The 13,598-nt window shown below is 64.4% G+C and carries 17 protein-coding genes and 2 pseudogenes; 9 read left to right on the forward strand and 10 right to left on the reverse strand.

The window, feature by feature from the left end; translation table 11 throughout:
• Window positions 1-96: 96 nt before the first annotated feature.
• Window positions 97-555 carry an Lrp/AsnC family transcriptional regulator gene (locus tag FJ934_RS20340; protein WP_140611709.1) on the reverse strand — a complete coding sequence of 153 codons (459 nt, stop codon included), beginning with the start codon at window positions 553-555 and terminating at the stop codon, window positions 97-99.
• Between the two features lie 170 nt (window positions 556-725).
• Here FJ934_RS20340 and FJ934_RS20345 point away from each other — a divergent pair, with 170 nt between their 5' ends.
• Together FJ934_RS20345 and FJ934_RS20350 are read left to right on the forward strand one after the other, a co-directional pair.
• On the forward strand, window positions 726-1,460 hold the full coding sequence (locus tag FJ934_RS20345; RefSeq protein ID WP_140611711.1) for an AzlC family ABC transporter permease: 735 nt from the start codon (window positions 726-728) through the stop codon (window positions 1,458-1,460).
• A complete protein-coding gene (locus tag FJ934_RS20350; RefSeq protein ID WP_140611713.1) occupies window positions 1,457-1,756 on the forward strand; it encodes an AzlD family protein in 300 nt (99 codons plus the stop codon). Before FJ934_RS20345 ends, FJ934_RS20350 begins: the two co-directional genes overlap by 4 nt.
• A gap of 30 nt (window positions 1,757-1,786) precedes the next feature.
• Here the strand turns inward: FJ934_RS20350 and FJ934_RS20355 are convergent.
• Window positions 1,787-2,215 (reverse strand): annotated as a pseudogene (locus tag FJ934_RS20355) (IS630 family transposase); the annotation flags it as partial.
• Between the two features lie 178 nt (window positions 2,216-2,393).
• On the opposite strand from FJ934_RS20355, the gene FJ934_RS20360 reads away from it, so the two are divergent.
• Together FJ934_RS20360 and FJ934_RS20365 are read left to right on the forward strand one after the other, a co-directional pair.
• Window positions 2,394-3,065, forward strand: a complete 672-nt coding sequence (locus FJ934_RS20360; RefSeq protein ID WP_140611717.1) for a DUF1236 domain-containing protein — start codon at window positions 2,394-2,396, stop codon at window positions 3,063-3,065.
• Between the two features lie 141 nt (window positions 3,066-3,206).
• Window positions 3,207-3,330, forward strand: a pseudogene (locus FJ934_RS20365) (IS630 family transposase); the annotation flags it as partial.
• A gap of 96 nt (window positions 3,331-3,426) precedes the next feature.
• On the opposite strand, the gene FJ934_RS20370 reads toward FJ934_RS20365, so the two are convergent.
• From FJ934_RS20370 to FJ934_RS20380, 3 genes are all read right to left on the reverse strand, one after another.
• Window positions 3,427-3,720 (reverse strand): type II toxin-antitoxin system RelE/ParE family toxin, encoded by a 294-nt coding sequence (locus tag FJ934_RS20370; protein WP_140611719.1) that lies wholly within the window; start codon window positions 3,718-3,720, stop codon window positions 3,427-3,429.
• A 2-nt stretch (window positions 3,721-3,722) separates the two neighbouring features.
• On the reverse strand, window positions 3,723-3,962 hold the full coding sequence (locus tag FJ934_RS20375) for a CopG family ribbon-helix-helix protein (RefSeq protein WP_140611721.1): 240 nt from the start codon (window positions 3,960-3,962) through the stop codon (window positions 3,723-3,725).
• A 189-nt stretch (window positions 3,963-4,151) separates the two neighbouring features.
• Window positions 4,152-4,787, reverse strand: a complete 636-nt coding sequence (locus FJ934_RS20380) for an FMN-dependent NADH-azoreductase (protein WP_140611723.1) — start codon at window positions 4,785-4,787, stop codon at window positions 4,152-4,154.
• 108 nt (window positions 4,788-4,895) lie between these two features.
• Between FJ934_RS20380 and FJ934_RS20385 the strand changes: the two genes are divergently transcribed.
• Window positions 4,896-5,849, forward strand: a complete 954-nt coding sequence (locus tag FJ934_RS20385; RefSeq protein WP_140611751.1) for a LysR family transcriptional regulator — start codon at window positions 4,896-4,898, stop codon at window positions 5,847-5,849.
• 101 nt (window positions 5,850-5,950) lie between these two features.
• On the opposite strand, the gene FJ934_RS20390 is transcribed toward FJ934_RS20385, so the two are convergent.
• Window positions 5,951-6,544, reverse strand: coding sequence for a TetR/AcrR family transcriptional regulator (locus FJ934_RS20390; RefSeq protein WP_140611725.1), 594 nt, complete (start codon window positions 6,542-6,544; stop codon window positions 5,951-5,953).
• 66 nt (window positions 6,545-6,610) lie between these two features.
• Between FJ934_RS20390 and FJ934_RS20395 the strand changes: the two genes are divergently transcribed.
• Window positions 6,611-7,036: a VOC family protein gene (locus FJ934_RS20395; RefSeq protein WP_140611727.1), complete on the forward strand. Its 426-nt coding sequence runs from the start codon at window positions 6,611-6,613 to the stop codon at window positions 7,034-7,036.
• Window positions 7,037-7,045: 9 nt separating this feature from the next.
• On the opposite strand, the gene FJ934_RS20400 is transcribed toward FJ934_RS20395, so the two are convergent.
• The gene (locus tag FJ934_RS20400) at window positions 7,046-7,996 is read right to left on the reverse strand and encodes a trypsin-like peptidase domain-containing protein (RefSeq protein WP_140611729.1); all 951 of its coding nucleotides are present in this window, start codon (window positions 7,994-7,996) and stop codon (window positions 7,046-7,048) included.
• Window positions 7,997-8,163: 167 nt separating this feature from the next.
• Here FJ934_RS20400 and FJ934_RS20405 point away from each other — a divergent pair, with 167 nt between their 5' ends.
• Together FJ934_RS20405 and FJ934_RS20410 are read left to right on the forward strand one after the other, a co-directional pair.
• On the forward strand, window positions 8,164-9,036 hold the full coding sequence (locus FJ934_RS20405) for a S1C family serine protease (protein ID WP_140611731.1): 873 nt from the start codon (window positions 8,164-8,166) through the stop codon (window positions 9,034-9,036).
• Between the two features lie 8 nt (window positions 9,037-9,044).
• Entirely contained in the window at window positions 9,045-9,680 is a 636-nt protein-coding gene (locus tag FJ934_RS20410) for a helix-turn-helix transcriptional regulator (protein WP_140611733.1), read from the forward strand.
• 8 nt (window positions 9,681-9,688) lie between these two features.
• Here the strand turns inward: FJ934_RS20410 and FJ934_RS20415 are convergent, their stop codons facing one another.
• Complete coding sequence (locus tag FJ934_RS20415) at window positions 9,689-10,078, reverse strand: type II toxin-antitoxin system VapC family toxin (RefSeq protein ID WP_140611735.1); 390 nt, start codon at window positions 10,076-10,078, stop codon at window positions 9,689-9,691.
• Window positions 10,075-10,341, reverse strand: a complete 267-nt coding sequence (locus FJ934_RS20420; protein WP_140611737.1) for a type II toxin-antitoxin system VapB family antitoxin — start codon at window positions 10,339-10,341, stop codon at window positions 10,075-10,077. Before FJ934_RS20420 ends, FJ934_RS20415 begins: the two co-directional genes overlap by 4 nt.
• Before the next feature lie 178 nt (window positions 10,342-10,519).
• Between FJ934_RS20420 and FJ934_RS20425 the strand changes: the two genes are divergently transcribed.
• Window positions 10,520-11,386, forward strand: a complete 867-nt coding sequence (locus FJ934_RS20425) for an NAD(P)-dependent oxidoreductase (RefSeq protein WP_140611739.1) — start codon at window positions 10,520-10,522, stop codon at window positions 11,384-11,386.
• Window positions 11,387-11,723: 337 nt separating this feature from the next.
• Here FJ934_RS20425 and FJ934_RS20430 read toward each other — a convergent pair.
• Window positions 11,724-13,598 (reverse strand): OmpA family protein (locus FJ934_RS20430; RefSeq protein ID WP_140611741.1); only part of this gene is annotated, 1,875 nt, incomplete at its 5' end.

Consider the following 13,598-nt stretch of genomic DNA (forward strand, 5'->3'; position numbering starts at 1 on the left):
AGGCCAGGCGGTGGCGTCATGCCACCGCATTCCTCAACCTGGCACTCGATCCGTCCTACAATCTCGGCCGCTCGGGGCTGCTCTTGCAAGCGCTCGTCAGATCGGCAGTTCCAGCGTGTATTTGATCGTCTGGCTGGGGACGTCGGTCTTGACGTTCTGGACGCCCCTGATGCGGCTCAGATGCTCCGACTGGAAGCGGCGGTAGTCGTCGATGCTGGCCGCCACCACGCGCACCATGGCGTCGCAGTCGCCCAGCATCAGATAGCATTCCATGACCTGGGGCAGCCTGGCCACCTCGGTGGCGAAATGCTCGATCGTGTCCTCGTCCTGCGCCTTCAGCCAGATGCGGGTGAAGAAGGTGAGGCCCTTGCCGATGCTGGCCGGGTTGAGCACGGCGACATAGCGATCGATGACGCCGGCTTCCTCCAGGAGTTTTACGCGGCGCAGGCAAGGCGAGGGCGACAGGCCGACCTCATTGGCCAGGTCGTTGTTGGCCATGCGGCCGTCTCGCTGCAACGCGCGCAGGATGCGTTTGTCGATGTCGTCAAGCTTCATGGCGTTGAATTCCATTTTCTTTCTGGTTTGCAGCATTCAATGCCGAAATCGGGTGAGAAACAACGATCTTCGCGACCAAATTGCGCAGAAGTGTGGGTATGTTTGGCGCCGGTATCACGAGAGTTCAAACCCAGGGAAGCGGCGGCCGCGAGGCCGGCCGGTGGCAAGGCATGAGCATTTCGCAGACAATCGAAACAGCGGGCGATGGCTCGGGATCGGAACTCCGCCGGGGCGTTGCATCCTGCGCGCCTGTGCTGTTGGGCACCATCCCCTATGCGCTGGTGCTTGGTGCCCAGGCCACCCAGAAAGGATTGAGCACGGTCGAGTTGTCCATGATGACGGGGCTGAATTTCGCCGGCGGATCGGAATTCGCGGCGATCCAGTTGTGGACGTCGCCGCCGCACATCCTGCTCATCGTCGCCATCACCTTCCTGGTCAACAGCCGCCACCTGCTGATGGGAGCGGCCCTGGCGCCGTTCCTGCGCGACCTGCCGCGGCGCGAGGTGTTCCCGGCGTTGTTCTTCATGTGCGACGAAAGCTGGGCGCTGTGCCTGGCCGACGCCAAGCAACGTGCCGCCGCCGGGATCAGGCCGGCCTTCAGCCCGCGCTACTATATGGGCGCGGCGCTGGCGATGTATGTGACCTGGGTGGCCTTCACCACGCTCGGCGCCTTGCTCGGTCCGATGCTTGACCATATCGAGACCTACGGCTTCGACATGGCTTTCCCGGCCGTCTTCCTGGTGCTGATGCGCGGCATGTGGAAGGGTATGAAAGCGGCGCGGCCCTGGCTGGTGAGCCTCGTAGTGGCCGCACTTGTCTATCTCTTCATTCCCGGCGCCTGGTATGTCGCGGCGGGCGCGGTGTCGGGGCTGATTGCCGCCTGGCTGATGGCCGTTGATGCATGATCGACATGACGACCCTTCTCACCATCGTGCTGATGGCCGGCGTCACCTATCTCACGCGGATTGGCGGCTATGTCGTGCTGCGCAACCGCGTGCTCGGCGCCCGTGCCACGGCGGTGATGGAGGCAGCACCCGGCTGCGTGCTGATTTCGGTCATCGCACCAGCCTTTGTGTCACGAAATCCGGCCGATCTCCTGGCGCTGGCCATCACCTTGGTCGCCGCGACGCGGCTCTCCATGCTGCCGACCGTGTTGATCGGAGTGGTGGCGGCGGGGCTGCTGAGGCATTTCATTGGATAGAAAGGCAGCTGCCGGTTTGAGCAGACCTGATCACTCTGGCTCGTAACCTGCGGCGCTGAAGTAGTTGGTGCATTCCTCGGCGGTGAAGCGGGGCAGCGCGTCGCGGATAGTGTCCCAGAGCTCGGGGATGTTGCGGGCGGCGGCTTTCCTGAGGATCGACTTCAGCTTCGAGAAGGCATTTTCGATCGGGTTAAGGTCGGGGCTATAAGGTGGCAGGAAGAGCATTCGCGCGCCGGCCGCTTCGATCGTTTGGCGGGCGGCGGTGACTTTGTGAGCGGGCAGGTTGTCGAGGGTGACGATGTCACCAGTTCGAAGCGTAGGCGCCAGTACCTGCTTGGCATAAGCGGTGAACCATTCCCCCGTCATCGGTCCGTCGAGGACCATCGGCGCAGTCATGCCCGTCAGGCGCAATGCGCCTGTAAAAGTGGTCGTTTTCCAGTGCCCATGCGTCGAAGTCCAGGGACAGCGGCGCTGTTGTCTTCAGCCACGCGGAAAACTAGCAGCATCTCTCTCGGCCTATCCACCAAGTTCGCGAGAAACGGGAACAATTAATGAAAAACGCACGGAATTTTAGCCGGAACGCACACGGTTCTTCCTCGTTTTGGCTCTGAGGGAACCATGAAACGGAGAGAGAACGATGAAAAGGCTTTTGTTACCCGTTATAACAGGCGCGCTTGTTGCCCTGTCTGGCGCAGCTTTTGCCGACACTCCCGTATCCGCCGCTACCAACCTTAACGTTCGAGCTGGGCCGGGCTCGCAGTATCCGGTCATCGGCGTGCTGCGGGCGGGCCAGACGGCCACACTGAACGGCTGCCTGCAAAACTCGAAATGGTGCACCATCGCCGAGGCCGGTGGTCAAGGCTGGGTCTATTCCGACTACGTCACCGCAGAATTCGGCGGCAATCGGGTGGTCTTAACCGAGCGGCCGGCCGATTCCGGCATCGCGGTTGTGAAACCTCCTCGCGATCAAGGCGGTAATGCCGGAGCCATCGCCGGCGGCGCTACCGGAGCAATCGCCGGCGCTATCATTGGAGGACCAGTTGGCGCTGCTGTGGGCGGCGCGGCTGGGGTCGTCGGCGGCGGTGCAGCCGGCACCGTGATCAATCCGCCGGAACAGGTGCGCACTTACATCAGCGCGCATCGGGTCAAGCCTGTTTACCTTCAAGGCAAGGTTGTGACCGGCGCGACCCTGCCTGACACGGTGGCCCTACAGAAGATCCCGAACTACCGGTACCGATATGTCTATGTGAACAACCGCCCGGTGCTGGTTGAGCCATCGACGCGCCGCATCGTCTATGTGGCACGCTGAAGCGCCGATCGGTAATGGATACCGACCGTCGGGCGAGCTGCCCGGCGGTCAAGCCGAGGCGGGCTGTTGACCACAACACAATTGGCGCGGCTGTAGATAGCAATCGCCGTTCACCGTAATAAACCAATCTGATTGACGGCACTGGAGGCAGCGCTCAGCGAGGAGCCGCGCTCCGGGAGGCGCGCAGCTTTCCGGCAAGGAGGAGGCCTTGCTGGTGGCCACCGCCTGCTCCAGCCCGCCGCCGGGCCGCAGTCGCTGGACGGTGGACGACGACAGTTCGCCGAAGCGATGACGGCCTCGCGCGACTCACGCGAGGCCGTCATCGCTCAGATTTCAGTTCCCTCGGCCAGCATTAGCTAGTTCACAGGGTCTGCGGCCACTGTTGGGCGGCGTGTAGGACTGTCAGTATCTCAACGGTATCTCTACCTACGCGATAAGGGACGATATAGGGAATATCGACCAAAACGAGTTCTCGCGTCGATTTGATACGCCCAACGCGCCCCATGGCCGGCTGCTCGGCGAGCAGCTCCGCCGCCGACAAGATGCGCGCAATGACACGAGCGGCCGCTTCGGGGCTGTCCTTTTCAATGTGCGCGCCGATTTCGTCAAGCCGGCGTAAGGACCGCTTGGTCCAGCGGATTGTCCTGCGGCTCATCGTCAGCCGGTGGGTTTGACGTATTTCGCAATCACGGCGGCCAACTCTTGCTCGTTGGCAAATTCACCGCGCTCGGCCTCGGCCAATCCCGCCTCTATCTCCGCGAGCTGCCATTCCTGGCGAGCTACAAAGTCCTCAATGGCCTGGGCTGCCATATAGGAGCGCGAGCGATCGAGCTTTTCGGCAAGCCGGTCGAGCCTGTTTGTCGTGTCGTCGGAAAGGCGTACTGTAAAAGCGGTCATAGTTGCGATTCACCCTGGTTCACTGTGATTATTTGTGAACCAAGGTGAATGGTCAAGGTTGCCATATCCTAAGAGCGCGGTCGCTTACTGTTTTCGCGCTGCCGGGGCATCGGCAAGCAGCAAGGCCGTTATTGGACGGCGAAAAAGCAGGCGCGAACGCCTGTTTTTCGGTTCAGATGGCGAGGTGCCTTACGCAGCCGCGGCGACCTGCTGGCTGGCGGCCACCACCGCGTCGACCTTGGCGGTCGCCTTGGCGAGAGCAGCGGTCACCGCGTCAGGGCCCATGCCGACGCCTTCGATGCGGATGACGTCGACATTGGTCATGCCGATGAAGCCGAGCACGGAGCGCAGGTAGGGGATCGCGTGGTCCATCTGCACGGCAGCACCTTCGGAATAGATGCCGCCGGAAGCCAGCACGATATAGACCTTCTTGCCGGTGACGAGGCCCTTGGGACCATTCTCGCCATAGGCAAAGCTCTTGCCGGAACGGGCGACGTGGTCGACCCAGGACTTCAGCGTCGAGGAGATGTTGAAGTTGATGAAGCCAGTGGCCAGGATCACCGTGTCTGCGGCGAACAGTTCGTCCAGCGCCGCGTCGGAAACGCCGACGACTTCAGCCTGGCGCGGGGTGCGGGCTTCGGCCGGCGTGTAGATGCCGGTCGAATAGTCGGCGTCGATGTGCGGCAGCGGGTTGGCGACGAGGTCGCGCACGACGAGCGTGTTCGACGGATCCGCGGCAAGCAGCTTTTCCGCGAATTCGGTGGCGATGCGGGTCGAGTGCGAGGCGGCGCCGCGCGGGCTTGAGGTAACGAGAAGAATGGACATAGCGGGTTTCTCCAGTGGGATGAATTGTCCCGCCAGATATGGGGCTATCAACCAATCAAATAAACTGGTATATTTCATATACGATCCATCCATAAAATGGATACGATGATGCAGCCCAACCCGACGCTCGACCAGCTTCAGATCCTTGTCGCCGTTGCCGAAACCGGGAGTTTCTCGGCTGCCGGCCGCAAGCTCAACCGGGCGCAATCCGTCATCAGCTACGGCATCGCCAATCTCGAGGCGCAGCTTGGGCTGAAGCTGTTCGAACGCGAGGGCACGCGTGAGCCACAACTGACCGAGATCGGCCGGGCGACGCTGGAGGATGCAAGGCGCATGATCGGCATGCTGCAGCGCATTCGCTCCCGGGTAGACGGGCACCATCACGGGCTGGAGGCCGAGGTGGCGTTGTCGGTCGACGTGGCGTTGCCGTCTCCGGTGCTGGTGCGGGTGCTCAAGGCGTTCGAGGCGCAGTTCCCCGCGGTGATGCTGCGCCTGCATATCGGCTCGCTCGGCCTTATTCCCGACTACGTCGTCAATGGACAGGCCGATCTCGGCATCGGCGGTCTTCTGGGCGACGTCGACGTGCATCTCGTGCGCATCGGCTTCATGTCCATGGTGCCGGCCGCGGCACCCAACCATCCGCTGGCGCTGCTGCCGAAGCCGGTGGCGCTCGAGGATGTGCGCGAACACACGCAACTCGTCGTCATCGACCAGTCCGAGCGCACCAAGGGGCGCGACTACGGTGTCTTCGCCTACCGCACCTGGCGCCTGACTGACATGCGCACCAAGCACACGCTGATGCGCGCGGGGCTGGGCTGGGGCGGTCTGCCGCGATGGCTGATCGCCGAGGATCTGGCCAATGGCCGGCTGGTTGAGCTCGATCTCGAACCCTACAGGGAGGTGAGTTCGCCGCTTTATGCCATGCATCGCGTCGACCGCAGCCCGAAGCCGGCGGCGGCCTGGCTGATCGACCAGTTCAAGCGACAGCTGGGCTGCTTCAACGAATTCGAGCCGGGCGAGGTGCCGGAGGATGAGCCCGAGATTGGCAACGCGCAGAGTTGAGGTTCGTCTTCTTTGACGGAAGCGCGACATCTCGCCGTGTCGGGGCCAGCACCCACCCGGACCTGCGGTCCGACCTTCCCATTAAGGGAGGTTGTTTCCCGTCAGGCCCGGGACAGACCGTCGATCAGCGCCAGAAGGACGACCCGGTAGTCCTTGTCGGATCCACCCGCCTCGATGGCGAGAGCCGCCCGGTCAAAGGCCGAGGCGAGCAGGGCGGTAAGCGCCTCCACCGGCAGCGTCTTCATGGATCGCTCGCGCATTGCCGCGACCAGGCCTTCGCGCAGCGAACGGCTGCCGTGACGGTCGTCGATCGCATCCATCTCGGCACGGCCGAGCACGGCCGGCCCGTCAAGCAGCAAGAGCCGTGTGCGGCCGGACACGCGCATGGCGGCGAGATAGGCATCCGAACCCGCGATCAACGCATCGCGGGCGCTGAGCGAGGACGGTGATGCCCGGTCGATCTCCTCGGCCACCGCCTGCGCCTCCTGCTCGACCACGGCGGCAAACAGCGCCTGTTTGTCGGCGAAGTGATGATAGAGCGCGCCGCGCGTCACACCGGCGGCGGCGACGATCTCCGGCGTGCCGGTCTCGGCATAGGATTTTTCCGTAAACAGCCTTCGCGCCGCCGCGATGAGATCGCCGCGTGTCGCTTCGGTGCGGTCGCGGTTGGAGCGGCGTCCGGATTCCTGTTGCATACATACAGCCTGTATGTTATTTGCGTTTACCTGCAAACTGTATGTTAATCGACAGGAGAGCGAAAGATGAAGATGTCAAGCTATTACCCCGTGCTGATGACCGGCGACGTCGCCGGTACAGCCGCCTTCTATGTCGAGCACTTTGATTTCCAGCCGCTGTTTACGAGCGACTGGTACGTGCATCTGCAATCGGTCGACAGCAAGCGCGTCAATCTCGGCATCGTCCAGGGCGACCATGAGACGATCCCGCAGGAGGGACGGGGCCGCGCCTCGGGCCTGCTGATCAATTTCGAGGTCGCGGATCCCGACGCCGCTTATGCGCGCGCCACCGCCGCCGGACTGCCGATCCTGCGTTCCCTGTGCGACGAGCCCTTCGGCCAACGCCATTTCATCACCACGGACCCCAATGGGGTGCTGATCGATGTCATCAAGCCGATCCCGCCCAGCGAGGAATTTCTGGCGCGGTACGCGCAGGGTGCGGCCGGGGGTTGAGCGACAGCCTCAGCTTGCCCGCGCCACCGGCGTCACCATCACCTGGCTGACGCCCGTGCGGCGCACCACCGTGCACAGCGTCTCGCGGCCGATGCGCTCGGCGTCGAGTATGCGCACGAGATCGTCGACGCCGGTGACTGGGCGCCCGTCAATGGCGGCGATGATGTCGCCTTCCTTGAGACCCGCTTCGGCCGCCGGGCCGTTCTTCTCGACGGTGCGAAGCCGTACCGCCGTGCTGGTCGAGACTTGCGACAGAAGGGCCGCCCGGCGCGGCAAATTGGTGGTGTCGGCCGAGATGCCGATGAAGGCGCGCCGCACGCGGCCGAAGCGGATGATCTCCGAGATGACGAAATTGGCGGTGTTGGAGGCGACCGCGAAGGCGATGCCTTGCGCGCCATGGATCATGGCGGTGTTGACGCCGATGACCTCGCCGGCCGACGACACCAGCGGCCCGCCGGAATTGCCGGGATTGAGCGCGGCATCGGTCTGGATCACGTCGTCAATCAGCCGGCCGGTCGAAGCGCGCATCGAGCGGCCGAGCGCCGAGACGACGCCCGAGGTGACGGTCCACTCGAAACCCAGCGGGTTGCCGATGGCAATGGCGATCTGGCCGCGCCGCAGCCGCTTGGAATCGCCCAGCGGCGCCACATCGGCGAAGCTGCCGTCGGCACGCACCAGCGCGATGTCGGTGTCGGGATCGCGGCCAAGCACGCGACCCTCCCTGGAGGCGCCGTCGGGCATCGAGACGCGCACCGTTTTGGCATCGCCAACGACATGGAAATTGGTGACGACCAGCCCGTCCGGCGCAATGACGAAGCCCGATCCATGGCCACCCTGGCCGCCGATGCGCTCGATGCGGCAGACAGCCGGGCCGATGCGGTCGACAGCGTCGGCCACCGTCATCGAATAGGCATCGAGCAGTGTTTCATCGGATTCGAGTTTCCGGGCGGCGAGGGCCATAGGGGGCTCCGTGTTTTCAGGCTTTTTCGTAACTATATGTGCGGAGCGGCCCGACCGGCCGCGACCTGACCAGATGGCCAGTCGAACCGGCAACTAGCCGTCAGGCGAGTATCTCCGGACGCACCGCCGAGCGATATCTGGGGCATGAGAAAACCCAGGAGATCATTATGAGCGACTTCAATCTGAATGCATTTTCCGAGGCCATCGCCGATCTCGCCGCCAAGGCGGCGCCCGCTACGGCAAGCTTCGCCACGCATCATCACCGCACGGCAAGCGCCTTCCACTGGGGCGACGGTTATTTCGTCACCGCCGAGGAGGCCGTCGAGGCCGGCGAGGAGATCGAACTGACATTGGCCTCGGGCGAGGCGGTGAAGGCCGAACTCGTCGGCCGCGATCCCTCCACGGGGGTTGCCCTGCTGAAGCCCGCGGATGCGGTCAGCGCGCCTGTGCTTGTCAAGGCAGATCTGGTCCGGCCGGGCAATGTCGCCATTGCCATCGGCAGCAGCCAGGGTTCGGCACTGGCCGTATCCGGCTCGGTCGGCGAAGTCGGCCCGGCCTGGCGCTCGATGCGCGGCGGCACCATCGATCGACGCATCCATCTGGCCGTCGGCGCCGGCGGCCGCTTCGAGGGTGGCCCGGTGCTGGACGCCAAGGGGGCGCTCATCGGCATGCTTCTGTTCGGGCCGCGCGGCCGTGCGCTGGTCATGCCTTACGAGACGATCGAACGGGCGGTGGCGACGCTGCGCGAGAAGGGCCATGTCGCGCGCGGCTACCTCGGTGCCGGCCTGCATCCCGTGCGCGACCGCGATGCGCGCGGCGCGATGGTGATGAGCCTCGATGACAATGGCCCGGCCAAGGCCGCCGGCCTGTCGCTGGGCGACATCATCGTGGCCTGGAACGGCGCGGCCGTGCATGGTCCGCGCGAGTTGATCCGCAGGCTCGGGCCTGACAGCGCCGGCGCATCGGTGACGCTCGGCGTGGTGCGTGGCGGCGAACAGCGCGATGTCCAGCTCACCATCGGCGAAAAGCCACTTTCCTGAGAGGCCAGATGGATATGCTCGCCAGCGAACGGATCATGACCGACAGCGCCGCCTCGCGGCGGCTGGTGGTGCTGATTGCGCTTGGCGATGCGGCCCGCGCCGAGCGCCTGGCGGCCTCGCTTGCCACCAGCGATGACCTGCTACCGGTCGTGGCCGGCGGCGGCAGGGCCGACGTTGCCATCGTCGATGACAGGGGCGGTGATACCGTGCCGGCTTCAATTCCACGGGTGCTGCTGTCGGGACGTGCCGGCGGCGAGCGGCCGGCCGGCGAGGTGTTTGCCGTCATGCCCGCGGGCGCGGACGATCTGCTGATTGCCGCGGCGGCGCGGCTGGCGACAGCCGGGTATCGCGTCTCGGGCGATGGCGGCAGCGGGCGCCATGAGGATTTCCACCCAAGCGAAGGCCAGTCTTTCGAGGACGAAGCCTCCGACGAGCATGCCGTGCGGCCGGCGCTGTCGCCGCGCGAGGCGGAAGTGCTGGCGCTGCTGGCCGAAGGCGCGCCCAACAAAGTGATCGCCCGGCGGCTCAACATTTCCGTGCACACGGCGAAATTCCATGTCGCCGCGATCCTGATCAAGCTCGGCGCGGCCAATCGCACCGACGCCATCGCCATCGCGATGCGGCAGGGGCTGGTGCTGGTCTAACGCCTCAGTCAGATGGCGGGTTCGATATCGGTTAATCGAAAATCATTGCCCTTGAATAATAACGGCATGGCCTCGAGCCGAGCCGCGGCATAGGCGATGCAGTCGCCGAAATTAAGCGCGGCCAGATGTCTGCCCTTGCCATAGCGCAGGAAGGCTTGACGGGCTACCGCCGCATGGTCGGCCGTGAACGGGATCGTATCGATCGAAGCCGCGCTCAGGAAGGCGTCAAGATGATCGGCTATCTCGTCCTGCCAGCCGCCGACCAGCACCATCGTCGTCTCAAGCAGCGTTGGCGCCGCGATCAGCCGTCTCCTGGCGTTGGTGATGGCGCGCACAAATTGATCATGGCCAGGTTCGGCGCCCAGAACCGCGACGAGGGCCGATGAATCGACGATCATCGCGTCGGAATTCCAAGTTCATCGTAACCGAGGATCTCATCTTCGGTCATCGCATTCTCGCGTCTTGGAATCTTGCCGGCCTTGTCGGCGATCGCCATCAGGCGCTGGAAGAGACTATCGGGTTCGTCACGCGGCACCAGCCGCTCGCGGGCAATCTCGCGCTCGAGACTCTGGCGGATCGCCTCAGTGACGGACACCCGACGCCGGCGCGCCAACTCGCGCGCCAGTTGTTCGACTTCCACATTCTTGATTGACACTGCCATTCTATAATCTACCTCATTGTATAGAATATATACCATGAAGGCCGCGACATCCAACAGGCCTTGGGCGATACCGGCCTCCGTTGCGTCATCGTCCTTTGGGACACCAAGCTCTTGTATCCGGAGTCGCCACGGGCAAGGATCGCGCCGACGAAAAGGATTGCAGGGAAGCGGAGGAAAAATGTCGCTCAAGGGAAAGACGCTGTTCATCTCCGGCGGGTCGCGCGGCATCGGGCTGGCGATCGCGTTGCGCGCCGCGCGCGACGGCGCCAATGTGACGATCGCCGCCAAGACCGCCGAGCCGCACCCGAAGCTGCCAGGCACCATCTATACCGCGGCGCAGGAGATCGAGCAGGCCGGCGGCAAGGCGCTGCCGGTGCTGTGCGACATCCGCGAGGAGGCGCAGGTGGCCGAGGCGGTTGCCAGGACGACCGAAAAATTCGGCGGCATCGATATCTGCGTCAACAATGCCAGCGCCATCCAGCTTACGGGCACGCTGGAAACCGACATGAAGCGCTACGACCTGATGCATCAGATCAACACGCGCGGCACGTTCCTGGTCTCCAAAATGTGCATTCCGCACCTGAAGTTGGCTGAAAATCCTCACATCCTGAATCTGGCGCCGCCGCTCGACATGAAGGCAAAGTGGTTCAAGAACCATGTCGCCTACACCATGGCCAAGTTCGGCATGTCGATGTGCACGCTGGGCATGAGTGCCGAGTTCGCCAGGGACGGCATCGCGGTGAATTCGCTGTGGCCGATCTCGACCATCGACACGGCGGCGGTGCGCAATCTCCTGGGAGGCGCCACAGTGGCGGCGATGAGCCGTTCGCCCGACATCATGGCCGATGCAGCGCATGCGATCTTCCTGCGGCCCTCACGCGAGACATCGGGCAATTTCTACATCGACGAGGAGGTGCTGCGGGCCGAAGGCGTGATGGATTTTTCGGCCTACGCGCCGGGCGCGACCGGACCGCTGGCCGGCGACTTCTTCGTGCCGGACGAGGTGTTTGCGCATTCGGATACGAAGGTGAAAAGCATTTATTGAGGGAAATCGCGCGCCGGCGGCGCTGCCTTCATCCAATTCCGTCACGGTCTGTACAGCGGCGGTGAGAACGGCCTGGCTCACTCCGTCAAAGCAAAACCCCGCCGGCGAGGGGACCGGCGGGGCTCAATGCGTCCCGCTGGAGTCGGGACGGGGCAGGGAACGCCCGGTCCAGAATTTGGGGTTTGCCCCGCTCCGATTCAATGAGGCGGCTCTTATGCCGCTACAAAACTTCTTTTGCGCGAGGGGCCTGAACTCGTGCCCACCCCGGTTCGCCGGGGTGGGGTCTTTCTTGTCAATCTGAGTCCAGGTGCTGTCTCAAGCCCTGGAAACAGCTGAACTATTGATTGTTGCTCGCCACCGGCGCCACCAGCGAGGTGATGCGGCGGATGGCGACGCGCCGGTTCTCGCGATTGGGCGCCGAGGTGTTGACCTTCAGATACTCCTCGCCATAGCCCTGTGTCGTCAGGTTCTCCGGTGGGATGCCGAAGGCATTGGTCAGCGCTTCGGCGACCGCTTCGGCGCGGCGATCCGACAGAGCGAGGTTCGCCTCGGGCGTGCCGACGGCGTCGGTGTGGCCTTCGATCAGGAAGGTCTCCGCCGGGTTCTTCTTCAACAGCTTCTCCATGGCGTCGGCGACGCCCTGGAGCTTCTGCACCTCGGTGTCGGAGATCGAGGACGAGCCGAATTCGAAGTTCAGCGTGTCGAGGTCGATGCGCCGGGCAATATCACGCACGCGGGCCGACCGCTTGACTTCGTTGATCGAATAGAGGCGCTGCACCTTTTCCACCGGCGGTTGCTCGAGGAAGGTGTAGTAGTCGTCCGGACTTTGGACATCCTCGGAATCGAGGATGTAATCGCGGCGCGGGATGGTCAGCCGCATCGGCGGCAGGTCATCGCCGGGATCGCGCCAGTCGTTTTCATCCTCATAGCTCCTCTCGTCGACATAGCTCAGCACATATTCGTGGCCGTCGGGCGTGATGCGCGACCGCTGCAGGATGTCGCCGTAGTGGTTGCGGATGGTGACGATCCGGATGCCATTGTCTCGCTCGACCGTCTCTCGGGTGCGGCCTTGCGGCAGGTCCTCGTAATAGACGTCCCTGGCGCCGCGGGTCAGGCGTGGGCGATCATTGTGCTGGACGAACGTCTGGTCGTTGAGCTGGATGATGACCCGGTCGCCGATCTCCTTGAGCACGTCGACGCCCTTGGGCCGGCGGCGGTCGCGGATGTTCTCGTCGGGTGCGCGATCGAGGCGCTTGCCCTTCTCCTGCGTCACCGGGACGATCTTCTCGGTCCTGATCTCCTGCTGAGCGGCCTTGTCGTCGGTTGGAGGCGGTCCCTGGTCGACCGGAGCGGCTGCGGGCTTCTGCCCCTGCTCGGTGCCTTGCTGGGCATTCTGGCCACCATTCTGCTGCCCGCCATTCTGGTTGGCGGGCTTTCTGCCGCCCTTGCGCTCGGCATCCTTCTGGCTGTCGAGAATGGGAGCGGCGTTCTTGTCGGCGGGCGCCTCGCCCTGCACGGGGTTTTCGCCCTGGGCAGGCGCGGCCTTGCCGCCGGTGGCGGGCTGTTCGCCCGTGGCGGGCTGCTGGCCGGTCTGCGGCTGCTCGCCGGTCGCCGGTTGCTCGCCTACCGGTTTCCTGCCGTTCCTCTTCGTCTTGTCCTGCGGCTGTTCGCCTTGTGCGGGAGCCTGGCCGGCAGGAGCCTGCTCGGCCTTCGGCGCCGGCTGCTCAGCCGGGGCTTCCTTGTTGGTCGGCAAAGGTGTGGCTTCCGGCGTCGGTTGGTTCGTCCCAGCCGGTTTCCTGTGCTTGTCCGGCTTCTGCCCGGGCTCGGCGGCCGGTGCCTGCTCGGCGGGCGCAGCCTCGATCTGCTGGTCCTGCTTGCGCTTCTTGCGCGGGTTCTCGACCGGCTGGTTGTCATTGGCGGGTGCCGCCTGACCAGCGGGCGCCTGCTCGGTCTGTTGCTGCTGCTGGTCGCGCTTCTTCCTGCGCGGCTGCTGCTCCTCGGTTGCGGGAGCGGTTTCAGCGGCGGGCGCCTGCTCGGTCTGTTGCTGCTGCTGCTGGTCGCGCTTCTTCCTGCGCGGCTGCTGCTCCTCGGTTGCGGGAGCGGTTTCAGCGGCGGGCGCCTGCTCGGTCTGTTGCTGCTGCTGCTGGTCGCGCTTCTTCCTGCGCGGCTGCTGCTCCTCGGTTGCGGGAGCGGTTTCAGCGGCGGGCGCCTG

This window comes from Mesorhizobium sp. B2-4-12 (genome assembly GCF_006441575.1).
Lineage (GTDB): Bacteria > Pseudomonadota > Alphaproteobacteria > Rhizobiales > Rhizobiaceae > Mesorhizobium.